Here is a 19993-nt window from a genome sequence, read left to right as displayed (position 1 = left end):
TCCCCCTATATAATTTGGTAGTGAAAACATGTTTTCTCTCCTGTATGACAAGCAGGTCCCACTTGCTTTACGACAACAACAATTGAATCTTGATCACAATCTAAATAAAGAGATTGCACATATTGGACATTTCCTGATGTTTCTCCTTTATTCCATAACGATTGTCTTGAACGAGAATAAAAACATGTTCTTTTCGTTTCTAGCGTTTTTTCATATGCTTCTTCATTCATATAAGCTAGCATTAAAACTTCTTTTGTCCCTTCTTCAATTACAACTGCTGGTAATAATCCTTTTGAAAAGTTAGGTTTCATAACCGCACCTCAACATTTGCATTTCTTAATTTTCTCTTTACGTCCTGCACTGTCGCCTCACCATAATGAAAGATGGATGCCGCAAGTGCTGCATCAACTGTTGTCTTTTGAAAAACTTCTATAATGTGATCAACGTGACCACATCCGCCTGACGCGATGACTGGTACGGAAACGCTTTTTGAAATTTCTTCTGTTAAACGAAGATCATACCCGTTTTTCGTTCCATCTGCATCCATACTCGTTAACAAAATTTCGCCTGCCCCTAGCTCGGCAACGCGTTTTGCCCACCCGATTGCATCCATACCCGTATCAACTCTTCCGCCGTTCACATAAACATTCCACTTTTCTTCTGCTACTTTTCTAGCATCAATTGCTACGACAATACATTGTGAGCCAAAGTGTTCTGCCCCTTCTTCAATTAGCTTTGGATTTCGCACTGCCGCTGAGTTGATTGAAACTTTATCCGCTCCAGCTCTTAGTAAATTGTACATATCTTTAACACTTGAAATCCCCCCGCCAACTGTAAGAGGAATAAATACTTTCGAAGCTGTTTTTTCTACAACATCTATAATTGTTTTTCGTCCTTCATGCGTTGCCGTAATATCTAAAAATACAATCTCATCTGCTCCCGCCTCATTATATAAAGCAGCTATTTCAACAGGATCACCGACGTCTTGTAACCCTATAAAATTTACACCCTTTACGACTCGGCCCTCTTTCACATCTAGACATGGAATAATGCGTTTCGCTAACATAACTTTGTTACCTCTAACACTTCTTCTAAATCAATCGTTTTCTCATAAAGAGCCTTACCAATTATGACGCCGTATATATTCATATCATTTAATTTTTTCACATCTTGAATAGATGCCACTCCTCCAGAAGCAATAAGACGAATGCTCACGCTTTTTTGTAGTAACTCCAATTGCTCTAAATTCGGTCCTGCAAGTGTCCCGTCTTTCGAAATGTCTGTAAACACAATCGTTTGAACACCTACATTCTCCATTTGCTTTGCTAAATCAATGTAAGAAATTTCAGACACATCAAGCCAGCCTCTCGTTGCTACGAAACCATTTTTCGCATCAATTCCAACAATGATTTTCTCTTTATATAGAAGAACTGCTTCTTCTAAAAATTCCTTATCATAAAGAGCAGCTGTTCCTAAAATCACTTTATCTACACCTACTGACAATAACTTCTCTACCGCTACAAGTGATCGAATTCCTCCTCCAACTTGCACAGGAATACGTACTGCCTTGCATATTCTTTCAATAACGAGCAAATTTACTGACTCGCCAGCAATTGCGCCATCTAAATCAACAATGTGCAACTTTTTCGCTCCCAATTTTTCGAATATAATCGCTTGCGCAACCGGATCTTCATTCATTACGGTTTCTTTACTAAACTCTCCTTGATAAAGCCTAACGCATCGCCCCTCTTTTAAATCGATAGCTGGGAAGATTTCCATGCCTCTACCACCCCTTTGAAATTTTTCAACATTTGCATTCCAATGTCACCGCTTTTTTCAGGATGAAACTGTGCGCCGTATATATTTCCTTTTGCTACAAAACCAGGTACTTTCACTCCATATTCACTTATCCCATACACAATTTCATTTGGACAATCTGCATAATAAGAGTGAACATAATATACGAAAGAACCGTCCTCTACTCCATTCCAAAGTGCTATTTCTCCCTCTTTCTTTAACTCATTCCATCCCATATGTGGAATTTTATAAGGAACCTTTAACTTTCGAATAACACCTGGCAATAAACTTAATCCGTTACAGTCTTGTAGTTCCTCACTTTTTTCAAATAAAAGCTGCATCCCTAGGCAAATGCCCAGAAGCGGTTTTCCTGAACGCCCGACTTCTTTTAACACACGCACTAAATTTTTTTCTTCCAATACATCCATCGCTTTCGGAAATGCACCTACTCCTGGTAAAATCACTCCATCACTTCTAAAAATCTTTTCTTTATCACCCGTTACGATGTACTCTGCTCCAATATATTGTAATGCTTGTTCCACACTGCGAATATTTCCCATTCCATAATCTATAATAGCAATCAATTACAACATCCCTTTCGTGGAATTTACACCAGTAATGCTGGCATTTCTTTCGACTGCTTCTCTAAGCGCTCTACCAAACGCTTTAAATAACGCTTCAACTTTGTGATGTGTATTGCTTCCGTATAAAATGCGAGCGTGTAATGTAATATTGGCAGCATGAGCAACTGCTCTAAAAAATTCTTCTGTTAGTTCTGTATCAAAATCCCCTAGCTTCGGATTCGTTAATTCTCCTTGAAATACAATATGTGAGCGCCCGCTAATATCAATTGCGACAAAACCTAAAGATTCATCCATCGGTACATATGCGGAGCCATAACGGTTAATCCCCTCTTTATTTTGCAATGCTTCTTTCAAACAATTTCCGAGTACAATTCCAACATCTTCAACTGTATGATGCGCATCAACGAATACATCGCCTTCCGCCTCCACTTGTAAACCGAATCTTCCATGCCTTGCAAATAAAGTTAGCATATGATCAAAAAATCCAACTCCCGTTTGTACAGAAACGTTCTTGCCTTCATCAAGCTGCAAACTTAATTTGATTTTTGTTTCTGTCGTCTCACGTATTTGACTGCACTCACGCATTATTCTTCCTCCTCAAATCTTATTTGAATTGCTCTCGCATGCGCATGTAATCCTTCTTTATTGGCAAGTTCTACAATATGATGTTGTACATCTCTTAACGCTTCCTCCGTATAAGACAGAAAGCTTGATTTTTTCACGAAATCATCGACTGATAACGGTGAGAAAAACCTTGCCGTTCCACTTGTCGGTAACACGTGATTCGGTCCTGCTAAATAATCACCGAGCGGTTCCGGTGCATATGGACCAAGAAAGATAGATCCTGCATGTTTCACATAAGCTAGAGCATTCATCGGTTCTTTTATATGTAACTCTAAATGTTCTGGAGCGATTTCATTCGATAATTGTAGCGCCTCATCTAAAGAAGGAACGATAAAGATAGCTCCATTTCTATTTATCGATTCACGTGCAATTTCGCTTCTTGGTAATGTTTCTAACTGTCTTTCTATCTCTCTTTCTACTTCTTTTGCTAACTCTATATTCGTTGTAATACAAATTGCTGTTGCTCTCTCGTCATGTTCTGCTTGTGATAATAAATCAGCAGCGATATATTTTGCATTACCGGTTTCATCAGCAATAACTACAATTTCTGACGGTCCAGCAATCATATCGATATTTACTATTCCGTATACTTCTCGTTTCGCCAGAGCGACGTACAAATTTCCTGGTCCAACTATTTTATCTACTTTTGGAATCGATTCCGTCCCATATGCTAAAGCAGCAATTGCTTGCGCACCACCTATCGTATAAATTTCATCTACTCCTGCAAGGCTTGCAGCAACTAAAATATGTGGATCAATCTCCCCTTGCCTTGGTGGTGTTACCATTACAATCTTTTTCACACCAGCGAGTTTTGCTGGCAATACATTCATTAATACTGACGAAGGATACGAAGCAGTTCCGCCCGGCACATATACCCCTATATTTTCTAACGGCCGAATGATTTGCCCTCTAATAATGCCTTCACTCGTGCAATCGAACATGGATTGCCTTTTTTGCTTTTCGTGATAAGAAATAATGTTTTTCTTCGCCTCTTGTAACGCTTCTAAAAATGAATTCTCTACAAACATACCCGCTCGTTTTATTTCTTCCTCACTTACACGAAACTCTTTAATCTCCACACCATCAAACTTTTTTGTATAAAAAGATAGAGCCTCATCTGTACTCTTCCTTACCTTTCGAACGATTTCGCTTACACTTCTTTGAACAGTTTCTTCTATTATATTAGCGTTTTCTCGTAGCAATTTTATTTTCGATAAAGCCTTTTGAAAATCTTCACAAACTATCTCCATTACAAGTCCCCCTATTTTCCTGACAAAATTTCTTGCTCCATCATATTTACAACACTGAATATTTCGTCTTTTTTAGTTTTTAATGCAGCCTTATTTACAATCATCCGAGCAGATATAGAACACATTTCCTCAAATACAATGAGCCCATTTTCTTGTAATGTTTTTCCTGTTTCCACAATATCAACAATTGCATCTGCCAATCCAAGAATAGGAGCGATTTCTACAGAACCTTCTATTTTAATAATCTCTACATCCTCCCCTTTATCATGAAAATAGTTAGAAGTAATATGTGGATATTTCGTCGCAATGCGTTTCTTTCGGTAGCTCTTCGGATTATACGTAGGAATAGAAGCAACACAAAACTTACACACGCCCACTCCTAAATCTAACATTTCATAAATATCTTTCTCGTTTTCCATTAAAATATCTTTTCCAACGACCCCAATATCAGCTACTCCATGTTCTACATAAGTGGCAACATCTACTGCTTTCACTAAAATAAATGAGATATCTGTATTTTTACTTTGAAAGACAAGCTTTCGTCCTTTATTTTTGAGCTCCGAACAATCAATTCCAATCTGCTCAAAGAGCGGAATCACATGTTTTTCTAATCTTCCCTTCGTTAACGCAATTTGAATGTTACGCATGAAGTTTCTCCTTCTTTCTGGACTACCCATTTCTCTTTCCATACATATTCCACTAATGATTCGTTCTTCGCCTCAACGACCGTTACTATTTGATTTTTTCTTGCAAATTGAAAGGTGTCGTTTACATTAGAGTATAAGGATAGCTCTACTTTTTTCCCGTCCTTTTGAAGTAAATTTCGTAATCTTTCCGCTTCTGCTAATCTATTTAACTCATAATGAATAATAATATCTATTCCCTTTCGTTCATATGGTTCTTGTTGCTCTTGCAGCGCCTTCACAATTTGATTGACTTGCACCGCGAGTCCAACAGCCGGCAGCATCTCTCCAAAATTTCCAATTAACTCATCATATCTTCCGCCACTAACGATTTCTTCTCCTATTTCATATATATACCCTTTGAAAATAACTCCCGTATAATAATCTAAATGTTGGATCATACCTAAATCAATTGATATGTAAGATCCATAGCCTAATTTTTCAATTGCTTCATATATTTCTTTCACTCTTGCAATCGCCATTTTCATTTCATTACTTGAGGCGAGTTTTTCTGCTTCCTCAATCACTTCTAAGTTTCCAAATAGCCTTGGTAACTTCTCAAGTAATCTTACTGTTTCATCACATCGATCTAATTTCTTTTCTCTAATAAAATTTGATAGAGCCGCATAATTTTTACTTTCAATGTATGTCCTAAGTACTCTCTCTTCTTCCTCATGAATGGAGAGTTTTTTTACAATACATTTATATAATTGCACTTGCCCAATCTCTATTGTAAAAGATTGTACCTTCACCTTTTGAAGTGATTGAATGACGCTTATGACGCATTCAATTTCAGCTCTTACGTTATCAATACCTATAATTTCAATACCACTTTGTACAATTTCATTATATTTTCCAGCAAGGGACTCATTCGCCCGAAATACATTCCCGCCATACGTCAGTTTAAGCGGCGTATCCCACCTCTGCGTTCCCATCACTCTCGCTAAAGGAATTGTCATATCTGGACGTAACACGATAATCCGTCCCTTTTCATCAAAAAATTTATACATCTTTTCTTCATCTATCGGTCTATTTTGAAAGGCAAAAACATCATAAAATTCAATTGTAGGTGTCCTTATTTCCTCATAACCTCGCCCTAAAAAAGTACGTCTTAATTTTTGCTCCACTTCTTCAATTAACGTACATTCTTCGAATAAATAGTCTCTCGTTCCATTTGGGTTTGCCCGTTTCCATTTTGTCATCTAAATTCTCACACCTTTCACTTTCTAATGTATGCTCATTTCATTCACCTAAACCGAAAATAAAAAGAGCCTTGTAGACAAAATACCTACAAGGCTCTTTAGTAGAGTGTAGGTACAACGGGAATAACCCTTGTGCCTACACGTTTTCACGCTAGGTTCAAGGGCTTTATGTATGATGATGTAGTTGTGTAAGCATTTTAATAGATTGCATGATATTCATAATACTTACTCCCTTTCTCCTCTGATTTTTACATAGTATATAATACTTAATTCTGAATGTAAATACTTTTTGAACATTCCGTTTTTTCTTAATATAAAGCTACTTTCCTTTCATACTCTACAATTTCTTGTTCATATTGCATCGTAATACTAATTTCGTCTAGACCATTTAATAATTTCTCTTTCCACATTTTCTCGATTGTAAAATAAAATCTGTGCGTACTTGTTGTAATTACCTCATTCTCTAAATCTACTTCTATTTGTTCTCTCGCATCCGTTTTGGCAAGTTGTTCTCGCATTTCTTTATCCATTACAATTGGTAACATACCATTTTTCATACAATTCATATAAAAAATATCTGCAAACCCGCCGGCGATAATAACGCGAAAACCATAATCAGCAAGCGCCCACGGAGCGTGTTCTCTTGAAGAACCACAACCAAAATTATCACCTGTAATTAATATACTTGCTCCTTTTCTATTTTGTGCATTAAGCGGAAAATTAGGGTTTTCATGGCGGTTATTATCATAACGCCATTCATCGAATAAATATTTTCCAAATCCCGTCCTTTCAATTCTCTTTAAATATTGCTTCGGAATAATTTGATCTGTATCAATGTTATTATTCATCAGTACTGCAGCAGTACCTTTATGAATACGAAATGGCTCCATCATAACTCTCCTTTCTAGTATCAACAAAATGACCGTATAACGCAGCTGCTGCCGCCATTGCTGGGCTAACTAAATGTGTTCGTGCCCCTTTTCCTTGTCTTCCTTCAAAATTACGATTTGAAGTCGAAGCACAATGTTCTCCTTCAGGTACTTGATCTGGATTCATTCCAAGACACATTGAACATCCAGGTTCTCTCCATTCAAATCCAGCTTCTTCAAATATGTGATGTAGCCCTTTTTGCATCGCAGCTTCTCTTACTCTTTTCGATCCAGGCACAACGAGCGCTCGCACACCTTCTTTTACCTTTCTCCCTTTCACAACAGATGCAGCAATTTCTAAATCAGAAAGCCTGGAATTTGTACAAGATCCAATGAAAACATGCTGAACAGGAATGTCATACGTGCTTTGTCCAGGGCTTAATCCCATATAAGAAAATGCTCTTTCGTCATTTGCATCCTGCTTTTCTGGCAATTTTTCATCAATACGAACACCCATACTCGGGTTTGTTCCCCATGTAACGTACGGTGCTAAATCCGTCACATCTATCGAAATATGCAAATCATAAATTGCATCTGAATCTGTATAAAGTTCAGACCATTTCTTCTCGAATGTTTCAAATTCTTTCGGTGCATATTTACGTCCTTTTACATAAGCAAATGTTTTTTCATCTGGTGCTATAATACCAGCCTTTGCTCCTCCCTCAATTGCCATATTACAAAGCGTCATTCTCTCTTCCATCTCCATAGCCTCAATCGTATCTCCGTAAAATTCCATTACATATCCAGTTCCAACTGCTACACCGTACTTTGAAAGGAAATGCAAAATAATATCTTTTGCGTAAACACCTTTCTGTAATTTTCCTTTTAACTCAATACCCATCGCTTTCGGCTTTCGTTGCCATAACGTTTGCGTTGCCAATACATGCTCCACTTCACTCGTACCAATGCCAAATGCTAGTGCGCCAAACGCACCATGCGTTGCTGTATGACTATCACCACAAACAATTGTTTTTCCTGGTTGTGTAAGTCCAAGTTCTGGTCCGATAACATGAACAATCCCTTGCTCTTCATCCCCGATATCCGCTAACGGCACCTGAAATTGTTTACAATTTTCCCGGAGTGTATCTAGTTGCTGCTTCGCAATGCGATCGGTAATATTCCAAACATCTTTCGTTGGAATATTATGATCCATCGTTGCGAATGTTAAATCCGATCTTCGAACCGTTCGATTTGTAAGCCGCAAGCCTTCAAAGGCTTGCGGTGACGTTACTTCATGAACAAGATGAAGATCGATATATAATAAATCTAATCCATTTTCGTTTGTCGTAACTACGTGTCTTTCCCAAAGTTTATCTAGCAGCCTTTTTCCCATTATCTCCCTCTCCCTACTAACGCTTGCTCTTCCATCTCTTGTATAACTGCCTTCGTAAATGAAGTTGTCGTCTCATCTCCTCCGATATCTGCTGTACATTTTCCTAATTTAAGAACTGCAGATATCGCAGATTCAATTGCATTCCCTTCTCTCGTTAACTCAAATGATTGCCCAAGCATCATTGCAACAGATCGCATCATTGCAATTGGATTCACCTTATTTTTCCCGGCAATATCCGGTGCTGATCCGTGAATAGGCTCGTATAATGAAGGCCCCTTTTCCGCGTGACTTGCTGATGGAAGCATTCCTAATGATCCCGCTAATACTGAAGCCTCGTCACTCAAAATATCCCCAAATAAATTTTCCGTTACAATTACATCAAACCGTCCTGGATTCCGAATTAACTCCATCGCAGCTGCATCTACTAAAATATGTTCTAGTTCAACGTCTGGATAACGAAGTGCTACTTCTTCCGTAACAGTTCTCCATAGTTTACTAGATTCTAAAACATTCGCCTTATCAATAGATGTTACTTTTTTCTTCCGCTTACTCGCTAATTGAAAGGCATAAGAAACGATCCGTTCAATTTCATGACGATGATACGTAAGTGTATCTGTTGCTACTTCGTCCGTTCGTTCTTTCGGATAAGAAAAATAAATTCCGCCTGTTAATTCACGAACAACAACGAAATCAATTTCATCAGCGTTTTTTAATGGCGATAAATGTGCCGTTGCGCTTTCTACCGTTACAGGGCGAACGTTCGCAAATACTCCAAGTCCTTTTCTTAGAGCTAATAATCCTTTCTCCGGTCTTTCTTTCGCGCTATCCCACCTTGGTCCACCAACCGCTCCAAGTAAAACCGCATCACTTGCTAAACAAGCGGCAAGCGTTCGTTGTGGTAATGGTTGCCCATTTAAATCGATAGCACTCCCGCCAAAGTACTCATCTTGTAAGTGAAAATGATGTCCATATAACCTTTCTACCATATGCAATACTTCTTTCGCACTTTCCATAATTTCTGGGCCAACACCATCACCAGCTAAACAAACGATACGTTTTTCCAATTTCAACACTCCTTTTAACTGAATTTTCAGAACTTTAATTTGATAGGTAAGGAAACTTCTCCCTCACCCATCAAACACTTATTTCACAAGCGCTATAAGAGATTTTAATTTCCCTGCTGCATGGACATATGCTCTTGCCGACGCTTCCAATACATCTTGCGCAACACCAAAACCTGATACTTGATGCGTTCCTTCTTTTAATTCAACATGAACATGAGCCAGTGCGTCTTGACCTTGTGTAATAGATTGTATGCGATAATCCACCAATTCACATTCTAATCCTAAAATTCTTTGGATTGCATTATAGATCGCCTCAATACTACCAGAACCAGTGGCTGCATCTTCGTATGCATTTCCTTCTTCGTCTTTTAGTACAACTGTCGCGCATTGTGTACTATTTGATACGAAATGAACTTGTAGTTGCGTAATGTTATATTGCTGAGCTGCAAATGCTGCTTCACCAAGCATAAGCGCACGTAAATCTTCCTCAGTAATTTCCTTCTTACGATCAGCTAATTTTTTGAACGCTTCAAACACCGCATCTCGTTCTTCCTTTGTAAATTCATAGCCAAGCTCTTTCATTTTTTCTGTAAACGCGTGACGTCCAGAATGTTTTCCAAGTACGAATAGATTTTGAGATTCGCCTATTAGCGCTGGTTCAATAATTTCATATGTTGTCACTTCTTTTAAAACACCATCTTGATGAATTCCGGATTCATGAGCAAAAGCATTCGCTCCAACAATCGCTTTATTTTTCGGTACAACCATACCTGTTAATCTGCTTACTAATGTACTCGTCGTTTTAATTTCTTTTAGCGTCATAGAAGACTCCGCCTTATAGAAATCTTTTCTAATATGAAGAGCAACTGCGACCTCTTCTAGCGCCGCATTACCTGCTCTTTCTCCAATTCCATTAATTGTTCCTTCTACTTGCAACGCTCCGCCTTCAACCGCAGCTAATGAATTTGCTACTGCCATCCCAAGATCATCATGACAATGACAAGAGAAAATTGCTTTTTCATATGAAGGAACGGATTCTTGTAAGTATTTAAAAAGAGAATAATATTCTTCTGGATTCGTATATCCAACTGTATCTGGAATATTAATTACATTCGCTCCTGCACGAATCGCAACTTCAACTGCTTCAGCTAAAAAATCTCTTGCTGTTCTTGTCGCATCTTCTGCAGAAAATTGTACTGTCGGAAATAATGATTTCCCGAGTGTAACCGAGCGGTGAATACTATCTAATACATCTTCTTTTGACATACAAAGTTTATATTTCATATGAATATCACTTGTAGCTAAAAATACGTGTAAACGAGGAGATACAGCACCTTTCACCGCTTCATATGCTCTTCGAATATCACTTTCTTTCGCTCTAGCTAAACTCATAACTGTAGCATTTTGAATGGTATTTGCGATGCGTTTTACCGATTGAAAATCCCCTTCGGAAGCTGCTGCAAAACCAGCTTCCATGACATTAATACCTAGTCTCTCTAATTGCCTTGCAATTTGCAATTTCTCTTGTTCATTTAAATTTACTCCTGGTGATTGTTCGCCATCACGTAGCGTCGTATCCATGAACAAAATCTGCTTCATATTATTTGACCCCTGCCTTTACTCGCGGCTGTACAAACGGCATCATTTCACGTAATTTACGTCCAACTACTTCAATTTCATGTTCATTCTCTTTCTCATTTGTCGCATGGAAATTTGGTTTCCCTGCTTTATGCTCTGCAATCCAGCCTCTTGCAAATGTACCATCTTGAATTTCTGCTAGCACTGCACCCATCGCTTTCTTCGTATCTTCCGTTACAACGCGTGGTCCTGATACGAAGTCGCCCCACTGCGCTGTATCTGAAACTGAATATCTCATATTTTCAAGTCCGCCTTCATACATAAGGTCAACGATTAGTTTTAGTTCATGTAAACATTCAAAATATGCAAGTTCCGGTTGATAACCAGCATCAACTAACGTTTCAAATCCAGCTTTTACTAGCGCAGTTACTCCGCCGCAAAGCACAGCTTGCTCTCCAAATAAATCTGTTTCTGTTTCTTCTTTAAATGTCGTTTCTAATACACCAGCTCTCGTCGCTCCAATCCCATCAGCATAAGAAAGTGCCTTTTCAGTCGCAACTCCTGTTGCATCTTGGTATACTGCAAATAATGCAGGAACAGCTCCGCCTTCAGCAAATGTACGGCGCACAAGATGACCTGGCCCTTTTGGCGCTACTAGAAATACATCTACATTAGCTGGTGGTTTCACTTGATCAAAGTGAACATTAAATCCGTGTGCAAAAACGAGAGAATTTCCTGCCTTTAAATTTGGCGCAATTTCCGCTTCATATACTTCTGGCTGGAGTTCATCTGGTAGTAGAATCATTACTACATCAGCTTTTTCCGCTGCTTCTGCTACTGTATATACAGAAAACCCATCTTCTTTCGCTTTATCCCAAGACTTCCCTTTTCTTAAACCTACTACTACATCAAATCCGTTATCACGTAAGTTTTGCGCATGCGCGTGACCTTGCGAACCATATCCAATGATTGCTACTTTCTTTTCTTTTAATACATTTACCGTTACATCTTTCTCATAATAAACTTTTGTCATTTTCATTTCCCCCTATATTTAAATGATTATTGAATTAACATAACTTGCTTATCTTGTTTTTTCATACTACGCGTAAATGCTGTTACACCTGTTCTAGCAATTTCTTTCAAACCATACGGACGAAGTAATTCAATTAATGCTTCTACTTTCTCCTGCGTACCAGTTACTTGCACAACTATGGAATCCTTCCCAACATCTATTACAGCGGCTCGAAACGGTTCAATTAAACTATATAATTCTGCTCTTGCTACTGATGTTGCTACTTTAATAAGTGCAAGTTCTCTTGCGATCATCGCTTCTTCTGTAATATCTGATACTTTCAGAACATCAATTTGCTTATGAAGTTGTTTAATTAACTGCTCCACTTGCTGTTCATTTTCAACGTGTACAACAATCGTCATCCGCGATATGTCCGATGATTCCGTATGACCTACTGAAATACTTTCAATATTAAAATGTCTTCGTGTCATAACACCCGTAATTCGGTTTAACACACCACTTTGATTTCGAACTGTCGCTGTAACAATTCTCTTCACCTTTTTTCCACTCCCTCCATTTGGTGAACACCTTTCCCTGGCGCAACCATCGGCATTACCTTTTCTGATTGAAGTACACGGCAATCAATTACGACCGGTTCTTTTAATTCAATCGCCTGCTTTATTTGCTTCTTTGCAAGAAGCGGATCATCTATACGAACACCTTTTATGCCATACGCATTCGCAAGAGCGACGAAATCTGGTTGACACGACAATAAAGAGTGCGAGTATCTTTGATTATAAAATTCATCTTGCCATTGTCTTACCATTCCTAAAGCTTCATTATTTAAAATAAATACTTTAACAGGCAATGAGTGTTCTTTTAACACACTTAATTCTTGCAAGGTCATTTGAAATCCAGCGTCACCTACAATTGCAATAACTAGTTCCTCAGGCTTTGCAATTTGCGCACCAATTGCTGCTGGAAACCCAAATCCCATCGTTCCTAATCCTCCTGAAGTTACCCATTTATCTGGATTTTTGAGCGGATAATATTGTGCCGCCCACATTTGATGTTGCCCAACATCTGTTGTTACAATCGCTTCTCCTTTCGTAATTTCATATAACATATCAATTGCGTATTGAGGCTTAATACTTTCCGAATTTCGTTTATAAGAGAATGGATACTTTTCTTTTCTACTCTTTAGTAAAGAGATCCATTCATGATGATTTTCTTTCTTTCCTTCTGGTTGAAGTAATACTTCCAAAGCTCGCTTAGCACTTGCAACAATAGGAATTTCAGTCGGCACATTTTTTCCGATTTCGGCTGGATCAATATCGATATGTGCAACAGTCGCCTTTTTAGCAAAATAAGCTAAATTCCCAGTAAGACGATCGTCGAATCTTGCACCTATATTAATAAGTAAGTCGCATTCATATAACGCCATATTGGCTGTGTAAGAACCGTGCATTCCTCCCATCCCTAGAAAAAGTTCATCATCTGGCGGAAACCCACCAAGACCAAGTAATGTATGCACAACAGGAATTTCATATTTACGAGCAAAACTTGTTAACTCTTTCGAAGCCTTCGCATGCAATACACCTGCTCCAGCTAAAATTAACGGCTTGTTTGCAGCCCTAATTGCTTGTAATAATTTGTTTATTTGGAGTAAATTCGGTTCATAATTAGGGTTGTATCCTGGTAAATCCATTTGTACGTCATTACATCGTTCTCCTTGCTCTACTACCATATCTTTCGGAAGGTCAATAACGACTGGGCCTGGTCTTCCTGTTCTAGCAATATGAAATGCTTCTTTAATAATTCGAGGTAAATCTGAAGCCTTTCGCACTTGATAGTTATGTTTTGTCACTGGCATCGTAAGCCCCATAATATCCGCTTCTTGGAAAGCATCACTTCCAATTAACGTCGTTGCTACTTGCCCTGTAAATACAACAAGTGGTAATGAATCAATCATCGCATCTGCTAGACCGGTAATAACATTTGTAGCACCTGGCCCACTCGTTGCAATGACAACCCCTGGATTGCCAGTAATTCTGGCATACCCTTCCGCGGCGTGAATAGCTCCTTGCTCATGCCTTGTTAAAATATGCGGAATTTCACAGTCATAGAGTGCATCATAAAGAGGTAAAACAGCACCACCAGGATAACCGAAAATCACTTCTACTCCTTCCTTTTCTAACGCTTCTAACAATAGCTGTGCACCAGTTGCCAGTTTCTCTTCCGTTTTTGAAGACATTGTTCTTATAAGCCCCCTTTTTAAAAATTTTTATCAATAAAAAAAATCCTACGTCCACACTCCAGCTATGTGCTGAAGGGACGAAAGATTTCGCGGTACCACCCTTCTTCGCAAGAATACTCTTGCCTCAGTGACCCATAAATGAGTCTAGCTAATAACGGAGCTACCGTCTAAGCCTAGACAAATGCTTCAGCTTAGCACTCAAGGGCGATGTTCGTCGACGTGAACCATCGGTTTTCAGCAACCACCGACTCTCTGTGAGGCTTCACAATCAACTACTCCTCCCTCTCAACGCTTTCTTATTGTTATAAAGAGTTGTTATCCAACTTTATTTTCTTCGTAAATCTTCTCTCCATCTTCTACAACTAACTTTCGGAATTCTTCTAATAAACGATTCGTATGTAGACCTGTTTGCCCTAAACCAATCGTTCTACCATCTACTGTCGTAACAGCAATTACTTCAGCAGCCGTTCCTGTTAAAAATACTTCATCAGCTACATATACATCATGCCTTGTAAATAACTCTTCTCTAACGTCATATCCAAGTTTTTCACCGATTTCTAATATAGCGTTTCGTGTAATGCCTTCTAACGCTCCAGCAGAACTTGGTGGTGTAATTAATTTATTTCCTTTTACAATAAACACGTTATCTCCTGAGCCTTCAGCTACGTATCCTTGATCATTTAACATAAGTGCTTCTTGTACTCCAGCTAATTTCGCTTCAATACGAACTAAAATATTGTTTAAGTAATTTAAAGATTTTACTTGAGGCGACAAAACATCTGGACGGTTTCGGCGCGTTGCAACTGTTACAACTGGAATCCCCTTTTCATAATATTCTTGCGGGAATAAAGATAGTTGTTCTGCAATTACTACTACATTCGGTTTCTTACAAGAATCAGGATCTAATCCAAGATTTCCTGCTCCTCTCGATACAACAAGGCGAATGTATCCATTAGATAATTTATTTTGTCGAATCGTCTCAACAACAATATTCGTTACTTCATCTAAAGAATATGGAATTTCTAACATGATGGATTTTGCTGATTCATATAACCGGACAAGATGCTCTCTCAAACGGAAAACATTACCGCTATATACTCTAATTCCTTCAAATACTCCATCGCCATATAAATAACCATGATCATATACTGAAACTTTTGCCTCGTCTTTTGGAACAAATTCTCCATTTAAGAAAATCCATTGCTCGTTCACTGGAAAGCGCCTCCTATGTTCTATGAATTTTTTATTGTTTCCTAGTTTACTCTCCTTTCTAAATAAATCAAGTTAATTTTTAGAAAATTTATAATTTTTAATCGTACGTACATCTTTGATTATATTGATTTAACAGCATTGTTAACGTTTACAAAAAGTCAAAAAATTTTTTTCGTCAATTTCCACTAAAAAAAATATTTGTTTAAAAGAAGGATTTTCATCAATTGATACGAATCTATTGTATTCAATAAACGGACGTCCGTTTTTATAAATTCGGGAATATATAACGACTTTTGCTGAAAAAGGGGGAAAATAATAAAAATAACGCTGTCTAAAAATAACATTCATATTTTTCGTTTCGTAATCATAATCCTATTTTTAAAAAACAATTTGTCAAAATGAAGGAGGAAATCAATATGGCGTGTGTACAAATTAAAGGAACGAGACAAGAGGTAGTAGAAATGCTTCAACTATTTGATCTAATGGATACGAAAGGTTTTTGTAAATTCGATAATTATGTAGAGGTAGAACCAAATAATAAAGAACATAATAATTTTATTGCTTCAATTGACATTCATTCAAATACTTCTTCTGCCCAAGATACTTTAAACGATCAATTCGTAAGTCAAATGCTTACTGGTGTATATAACGACTAAACAAAGATTTACTTCCTACCGTCTTTTCATAAATATATGCAGTGGACTTGAGCATACTAGCAACTAGATGGTAGGAGGTGAGAATTATGGCTAGAATTGGCGTTGAAAACTCATTAACAGATGTTCAACAAGCTCTTCAGCAACAGGGACATGAAGTTGTTACCCTGGGCTCCGAACAGGATGCACAAGGGTGCGATTGTTGTGTTGTAACTGGGCAAGATTCTAATATGATGGGTATTGCAGATGCATCAATTAAGGGATCGGTAATTGCAGCTCATGGTTTAACAACAGATGAAATTTGTCAGCAAGTAGAGAGCCGCACTTAAATGTATTATACAAAAAGAAAGAGGACTCCTTTTGAAAAGGAGTCCTCTTTTTTATATTCACCTAACGGGAAAGTAACATATACTGGATGAAAGCCCTACCTCTCTCTCATCATTACGGTTCCACTGACCGCTCCTTGATTCACTAGTATACATATAAAGCCTACAATAATAATTTATAGGGTTTGTTCACAAAAGTTGTTGGTAAGACTACCCGATCTTTCGCAAACTTTTCGTATTATATTTATAAGATTTATTTACTTTACACTAGCTGTAACCGAGACACGAATTAAAATTTTAACACTAATACAATAACTTGTCAACATTTTTTGTAAATTAAAAACAGACAGTAACGGTTTGTCTGTTTTAGAATGGAGCTTTTTCTTTTATTACATATACAACAAAACCGCTTACTAACATACATAAGCCAACTACTAAGTTTTTGATATTAATCATAAATTCCTCTCCCTTATTCCACACATCATATATATTTACAGTTCAATTATTCCGATCATCTTAAAGCGCACTTTTTCTAATATATCATAATTCCTAAAAAATGCAAGTTCACTTTTGGCGACCATTTACAAATTTATCTACAGTGCTTGGTACCGTATTTAAAGCCTTTTCAATTAAATGTGTACTACTATTGAGGTGTAATACTTGCACACCGTTAGAACCGACTACTAAAAAAGCAACTGGGCTAATAGAAACCCCAGCCCCGCTTCCGCCTCCAAATGGATGGCTTTGCTTCTTCTCTTTATGCTGCCCTTGTCCGTTATTATGCTTTTCGGAAATAAAATCACCTTTAAAGTCACTTCCGCCGGCACCAAAACCAAAAGCCACTTGAGATACTGTTAATACTACATTTCCATCAGCTGTTGAAACTGGACTTCCGACAATCGTATTTACATCTACCATCTCTTTTAAATTTGTCATTGCTGTTTTCATTAAATCTTCAATTGGATGTTCCATTATGTATTGCACCCTTTCCTCATTATTCTTTTTTATACTTTCCAAAATAGAGGAAGTCATACTAACTTTTCCTATTTCAAAAAAACAATTTTACTCTTCTAAGTGGAATTACGCCTTGTACTCGTTCGGATAAAGTGAAACTTTAATCAGCAGGGCTTTGTTCATCCCCCATTGATTATTAGCCATTAGCAATCAGATGTTTACGGGCTACAATAGCGGGATAAAAAAGAAAAAGAGATGCATACTACTATTGAACCTTGTTATGAAAGGAGCCATGACTTTGACTGAGAAATTTGATGAGTATAAAAAAAGAGAGAGAATAGATAGTGATTATAGTGACTATAAAGAAGAATATGCAGCTGAGGTTGCACCACAGCGCATTGATTATGATTACGATGAGAAAGATAATAAAGATGATGTAAGATCGTCCGCCGCTGGATCAACTGCTGGCTTTATCGCTCTTGCCTTATCTATCTTATCACTCTTTACCTTCCCAACATTATTTGGTCTTGTTTCTGTATTACTAGGAATTTACGCTTATAATCGCGGAGCTACTGTAACTGGTGGTATCGCTGCGATTGTCGGCGGAATTGCAGCACTCATTGCAATTTTATTTCGAGTAGCACTTGTCGGATTATTGTTCTCCCTTTTTTAAAAAGAAAAAGGTATCTCGCTTATGCGGGATACCTTATCCTGTAAATACATCTTCCGATGGATATTTAATTTTTTGTTTTGCTGGTCGCGCTAAAGAAAAAACAAGTGTTAACGGTCCAATTAATCCACAAAACATAACAAACATAATAATACATTTTCCAAACGCTGATAACTTTGCAGTAATCCCCATCGTTAACCCTACTGTTCCAAACGCTGAAATTGTTTCAAATAGTAACTGAATAAAACTAAAGTTTTCTGTAAGCATTAATACAAATACTGCTGCAAAAATGAGTATTTGACTGGCAACAGCAATGGCTAACGCTCTCGTTACTGTTGACATTTTTATCGTGCGCTGAAATAAAACGATTTCCTCTTTTTTTCTAAAGAAAGAAAGGACGGATGTAACTAAAATAACAAACGTTGTTAATTTAATCCCTCCACCTGTCGATACACTTCCTGCACCAATAAACATTAAAACCATCGTAAATAATATAGATGATTCTTCCATCCCCCCGTAGTCAACTGTATTAAATCCAGCAGTACGAGGAGTAATACCTTGGAAGAAAGAAGCCCATAACTTTTCATTTAAAGGTAAATTCCCCAACGTCTTCACATTATTATATTCCAATACAAAAATCACAATCATTGCTATAACATTTAACGCTACCGTTCCAACAATCATGATTTTAGAATGAAGCGATAATTTTCGAAAGCTACGACTATACCATATATCAATTAATACGGTAAAACCGAGACCACCAATTACGATTAATGAGCAAATCCCTATATTAACAATAGGATCTCCTACATACCTCGTTAAATTATCCGGCCATAGAGCAAATCCAGCATTATTATAAGATGCAATAACATGAAAAATACTATAGTATACACCTTTTCCAAAGCCAAACTCTGGAACAAAGCGAAACGATAAACAGATGACTCCAATAAGCTCAATACAAATTGAAAATATAAAGACACGTTTTACTAATTTTACAAGACCACCTATATTTGTTTGATTAAATGCCTCTCCGATTAATAATCGATGGCGTAACCCGATTTTTTTACCTAATACCCAAACAATTAAAATGGCAATTGTCATAAGACCTAAACCACCTGTTTGAATTAAAAACATAATAACAATCTCGCCAAACATCGTAAACGTACTTGCAGTATCTACTACTCCTAATCCGGTTACAGTTGCTGCTGACGTTGCCGTAAAGAAAGCATCTACCCAACTAATATGTACTTTCGTTGCGAATGGTAACTTTAATAACAAACCGCCAACCACAATTAAGCAGAAAAAACCTAGTGCTAATATTTGTGGTGGATTTAATCGTATAAAACGATTATACAGCCCTTGTCTTTTTGTTACTTCCATGTTCACTAACTCCCTTTTCCCCTCATAACTAAAGGCTTATAAGAAACCTTACATAGCGGGATAAACCTTATATTCTTATAATATAGTTGAGCATAATCCTTTTTTTTAAAGATTTCAACTTTTATTTATACTCGAACTCCACTTCATTTTATGACAAGAAACTTTCTATTATATTTATTCGTACTCTACAACTCTCGCAACAATCATTTTATATGTATCATTTCTCAAATTCTCATACCTTTCACTCTATGTTCACATCAAGGTCACATCCAACTTTTATAGTATATGTATCGAAGTTGTTCCTCCCTAATTTATAAGACATTCCCCAGTGTCTTGAACAACTTCCATCCCTAATTAAATTGACATAAATTGTCCCCTTCCTTAGGCCATCATTTGCGATGGTCTTATTTTTTTGTTTACTCTACCTCTTATTTAAAACTCCCTCTCTCTTTCACTCTATGTTCACATGGGGGTCACATCCAACT

23 protein-coding genes and 1 other annotated feature are annotated in these 19993 nt (G+C 37.4%); of the genes, 3 read left to right on the top strand and 20 right to left on the bottom strand.

The window, feature by feature from the left end:
- Window positions 1–5: 5 nt before the first annotated feature.
- The 17 genes from hisI to RBB48_RS31695 form a co-directional block, all read right to left on the bottom strand.
- Window positions 6–311, bottom strand: a complete 306-nt coding sequence (gene hisI, locus RBB48_RS15515) for a phosphoribosyl-AMP cyclohydrolase (protein WP_087985503.1) — start codon at window positions 309–311, stop codon at window positions 6–8.
- A complete protein-coding gene (hisF, locus tag RBB48_RS15510) occupies window positions 308–1066 on the bottom strand; it encodes an imidazoleglycerol phosphate synthase cyclase subunit (protein ID WP_046955256.1) in 759 nt (252 codons plus the stop codon). Before hisF ends, hisI begins: the two co-directional genes overlap by 4 nt.
- Window positions 1060–1779 carry a 1-(5-phosphoribosyl)-5-[(5-phosphoribosylamino)methylideneamino]imidazole-4-carboxamide isomerase gene (gene hisA, locus RBB48_RS15505; RefSeq protein ID WP_000402304.1) on the bottom strand — a complete coding sequence of 240 codons (720 nt, stop codon included), beginning with the start codon at window positions 1777–1779 and terminating at the stop codon, window positions 1060–1062. The genes hisF and hisA overlap by 7 nt, the downstream gene beginning before the upstream one ends.
- Complete coding sequence (gene hisH, locus RBB48_RS15500) at window positions 1752–2381, bottom strand: imidazole glycerol phosphate synthase subunit HisH (protein ID WP_000560363.1); 630 nt, start codon at window positions 2379–2381, stop codon at window positions 1752–1754. Before hisH ends, hisA begins: the two co-directional genes overlap by 28 nt.
- Window positions 2382–2966, bottom strand: a complete 585-nt coding sequence (hisB, locus tag RBB48_RS15495; protein ID WP_088608741.1) for an imidazoleglycerol-phosphate dehydratase HisB — start codon at window positions 2964–2966, stop codon at window positions 2382–2384.
- Window positions 2966–4255, bottom strand: coding sequence for a histidinol dehydrogenase (hisD, locus tag RBB48_RS15490; RefSeq protein ID WP_098134001.1), 1290 nt, complete (start codon window positions 4253–4255; stop codon window positions 2966–2968). The genes hisB and hisD overlap by 1 nt, the downstream gene beginning before the upstream one ends.
- An 11-nt stretch (window positions 4256–4266) precedes the next feature.
- Window positions 4267–4902 (bottom strand): ATP phosphoribosyltransferase, encoded by a 636-nt coding sequence (hisG, locus tag RBB48_RS15485; RefSeq protein WP_306007839.1) that lies wholly within the window; start codon window positions 4900–4902, stop codon window positions 4267–4269.
- The gene (gene hisZ / locus RBB48_RS15480; protein WP_098134000.1) at window positions 4878–6140 is read right to left on the bottom strand and encodes an ATP phosphoribosyltransferase regulatory subunit; all 1263 of its coding nucleotides are present in this window, start codon (window positions 6138–6140) and stop codon (window positions 4878–4880) included. The genes hisG and hisZ overlap by 25 nt, the downstream gene beginning before the upstream one ends.
- A 308-nt stretch (window positions 6141–6448) precedes the next feature.
- Window positions 6449–7030 carry a 3-isopropylmalate dehydratase small subunit gene (gene leuD, locus RBB48_RS15475; RefSeq protein ID WP_306007838.1) on the bottom strand — a complete coding sequence of 194 codons (582 nt, stop codon included), beginning with the start codon at window positions 7028–7030 and terminating at the stop codon, window positions 6449–6451.
- Window positions 7008–8402: a 3-isopropylmalate dehydratase large subunit gene (gene leuC / locus RBB48_RS15470; RefSeq protein WP_098133999.1), complete on the bottom strand. Its 1395-nt coding sequence runs from the start codon at window positions 8400–8402 to the stop codon at window positions 7008–7010. The genes leuD and leuC overlap by 23 nt, the downstream gene beginning before the upstream one ends.
- Window positions 8402–9466, bottom strand: a complete 1065-nt coding sequence (gene leuB, locus RBB48_RS15465) for a 3-isopropylmalate dehydrogenase (protein ID WP_087985497.1) — start codon at window positions 9464–9466, stop codon at window positions 8402–8404. Before leuB ends, leuC begins: the two co-directional genes overlap by 1 nt.
- Before the next feature lie 78 nt (window positions 9467–9544).
- The gene (gene leuA, locus RBB48_RS15460; protein WP_087985496.1) at window positions 9545–11065 is read right to left on the bottom strand and encodes a 2-isopropylmalate synthase; all 1521 of its coding nucleotides are present in this window, start codon (window positions 11063–11065) and stop codon (window positions 9545–9547) included.
- Between the two features lies 1 nt (window position 11066).
- Entirely contained in the window at window positions 11067–12083 is a 1017-nt protein-coding gene (gene ilvC, locus RBB48_RS15455; RefSeq protein ID WP_095205719.1) for a ketol-acid reductoisomerase, read from the bottom strand.
- Window positions 12084–12103: 20 nt separating this feature from the next.
- Window positions 12104–12613 carry an acetolactate synthase small subunit gene (gene ilvN / locus RBB48_RS15450; RefSeq protein WP_000822948.1) on the bottom strand — a complete coding sequence of 170 codons (510 nt, stop codon included), beginning with the start codon at window positions 12611–12613 and terminating at the stop codon, window positions 12104–12106.
- Window positions 12610–14310, bottom strand: coding sequence for an acetolactate synthase large subunit (gene ilvB, locus RBB48_RS15445; RefSeq protein ID WP_098133998.1), 1701 nt, complete (start codon window positions 14308–14310; stop codon window positions 12610–12612). Before ilvB ends, ilvN begins: the two co-directional genes overlap by 4 nt.
- A 73-nt stretch (window positions 14311–14383) precedes the next feature.
- Window positions 14384–14611, bottom strand: a binding site (T-box leader).
- Between the two features lie 17 nt (window positions 14612–14628).
- A complete protein-coding gene (gene ilvE / locus RBB48_RS15440; RefSeq protein ID WP_087985494.1) occupies window positions 14629–15525 on the bottom strand; it encodes a branched-chain-amino-acid transaminase in 897 nt (298 codons plus the stop codon).
- Between the two features lie 141 nt (window positions 15526–15666).
- A complete protein-coding gene (locus RBB48_RS31695; RefSeq protein WP_106382757.1) occupies window positions 15667–15873 on the bottom strand; it encodes a hypothetical protein in 207 nt (68 codons plus the stop codon).
- 68 nt (window positions 15874–15941) lie between these two features.
- Here RBB48_RS31695 and RBB48_RS15435 point away from each other — a divergent pair, with 68 nt between their 5' ends.
- Together RBB48_RS15435 and RBB48_RS15430 are read left to right on the top strand one after the other, a co-directional pair.
- A complete protein-coding gene (locus RBB48_RS15435; RefSeq protein WP_000752504.1) occupies window positions 15942–16181 on the top strand; it encodes a DUF3911 family protein in 240 nt (79 codons plus the stop codon).
- 86 nt (window positions 16182–16267) lie between these two features.
- Window positions 16268–16507, top strand: coding sequence for a YkuS family protein (locus tag RBB48_RS15430; protein WP_060489510.1), 240 nt, complete (start codon window positions 16268–16270; stop codon window positions 16505–16507).
- A 363-nt stretch (window positions 16508–16870) separates the two neighbouring features.
- On the opposite strand, the gene RBB48_RS15425 is transcribed toward RBB48_RS15430, so the two are convergent.
- Together RBB48_RS15425 and ytfJ are read right to left on the bottom strand one after the other, a co-directional pair.
- On the bottom strand, window positions 16871–16960 hold the full coding sequence (locus RBB48_RS15425) for a hypothetical protein (RefSeq protein ID WP_000608225.1): 90 nt from the start codon (window positions 16958–16960) through the stop codon (window positions 16871–16873).
- 108 nt (window positions 16961–17068) lie between these two features.
- On the bottom strand, window positions 17069–17536 hold the full coding sequence (ytfJ, locus tag RBB48_RS15420) for a GerW family sporulation protein (RefSeq protein ID WP_053078521.1): 468 nt from the start codon (window positions 17534–17536) through the stop codon (window positions 17069–17071).
- Window positions 17537–17738: 202 nt separating this feature from the next.
- On the opposite strand from ytfJ, the gene RBB48_RS15415 reads away from it, so the two are divergent.
- The gene (locus tag RBB48_RS15415; protein ID WP_306007862.1) at window positions 17739–18131 is read left to right on the top strand and encodes an imidazole glycerol phosphate synthase; all 393 of its coding nucleotides are present in this window, start codon (window positions 17739–17741) and stop codon (window positions 18129–18131) included.
- A gap of 33 nt (window positions 18132–18164) precedes the next feature.
- Here RBB48_RS15415 and RBB48_RS15410 read toward each other — a convergent pair whose 3' ends face one another.
- Window positions 18165–19508, bottom strand: a complete 1344-nt coding sequence (locus RBB48_RS15410; protein ID WP_306007837.1) for a TrkH family potassium uptake protein — start codon at window positions 19506–19508, stop codon at window positions 18165–18167.
- Window positions 19509–19993 lie beyond the last annotated feature (485 nt).

It is taken from the genome of Bacillus sp. MMSF_3353, assembly GCF_030733445.1.
GTDB classification, from domain to species: Bacteria; Bacillota; Bacilli; order Bacillales; family Bacillaceae_G; genus Bacillus_A; species Bacillus_A wiedmannii.
The sequence above is the reverse complement of the archived record's forward strand: the minus strand, read 5'-3'. Positions and strand labels throughout refer to the sequence as shown.

Excerpts from the sequence above, each read along its gene's own strand:
- hisB (WP_088608741.1), bottom strand. The coding sequence starts at position 2,966 with ATGCGTGAGTGCAGTCAAATACGTGAGACGACAGAAACAAAAATCAAA.
- RBB48_RS15425 (WP_000608225.1), bottom strand. The coding sequence starts at position 16,960 with ATGATTAATATCAAAAACTTAGTAGTTGGCTTATGTATGTTAGTAAGC.
- RBB48_RS15410 (WP_306007837.1), bottom strand. The coding sequence starts at position 19,508 with ATGGAAGTAACAAAAAGACAAGGGCTGTATAATCGTTTTATACGATTA.
- RBB48_RS31695 (WP_106382757.1), bottom strand. The coding sequence starts at position 15,873 with ATGAATGTTATTTTTAGACAGCGTTATTTTTATTATTTTCCCCCTTTT.
- ilvC (WP_095205719.1), bottom strand. The coding sequence starts at position 12,083 with ATGAAAATGACAAAAGTTTATTATGAGAAAGATGTAACGGTAAATGTA.
- RBB48_RS15435 (WP_000752504.1), top strand. The coding sequence starts at position 15,942 with ATGGCGTGTGTACAAATTAAAGGAACGAGACAAGAGGTAGTAGAAATG.
- hisZ (WP_098134000.1), bottom strand. The coding sequence starts at position 6,140 with ATGACAAAATGGAAACGGGCAAACCCAAATGGAACGAGAGACTATTTA.
- ytfJ (WP_053078521.1), bottom strand. The coding sequence starts at position 17,536 with ATGACTTCCTCTATTTTGGAAAGTATAAAAAAGAATAATGAGGAAAGG.
- ilvB (WP_098133998.1), bottom strand. The coding sequence starts at position 14,310 with ATGTCTTCAAAAACGGAAGAGAAACTGGCAACTGGTGCACAGCTATTG.
- hisF (WP_046955256.1), bottom strand. The coding sequence starts at position 1,066 with ATGTTAGCGAAACGCATTATTCCATGTCTAGATGTGAAAGAGGGCCGA.
- leuC (WP_098133999.1), bottom strand. The coding sequence starts at position 8,402 with ATGGGAAAAAGGCTGCTAGATAAACTTTGGGAAAGACACGTAGTTACG.
- hisA (WP_000402304.1), bottom strand. The coding sequence starts at position 1,779 with ATGGAAATCTTCCCAGCTATCGATTTAAAAGAGGGGCGATGCGTTAGG.
- RBB48_RS15415 (WP_306007862.1), top strand. The coding sequence starts at position 17,739 with ATGAAAGGAGCCATGACTTTGACTGAGAAATTTGATGAGTATAAAAAA.
- leuD (WP_306007838.1), bottom strand. The coding sequence starts at position 7,030 with ATGGAGCCATTTCGTATTCATAAAGGTACTGCTGCAGTACTGATGAAT.
- hisG (WP_306007839.1), bottom strand. The coding sequence starts at position 4,902 with ATGCGTAACATTCAAATTGCGTTAACGAAGGGAAGATTAGAAAAACAT.
- hisD (WP_098134001.1), bottom strand. The coding sequence starts at position 4,255 with ATGGAGATAGTTTGTGAAGATTTTCAAAAGGCTTTATCGAAAATAAAA.
- RBB48_RS15430 (WP_060489510.1), top strand. The coding sequence starts at position 16,268 with ATGGCTAGAATTGGCGTTGAAAACTCATTAACAGATGTTCAACAAGCT.
- leuA (WP_087985496.1), bottom strand. The coding sequence starts at position 11,065 with ATGAAGCAGATTTTGTTCATGGATACGACGCTACGTGATGGCGAACAA.
- hisI (WP_087985503.1), bottom strand. The coding sequence starts at position 311 with ATGAAACCTAACTTTTCAAAAGGATTATTACCAGCAGTTGTAATTGAA.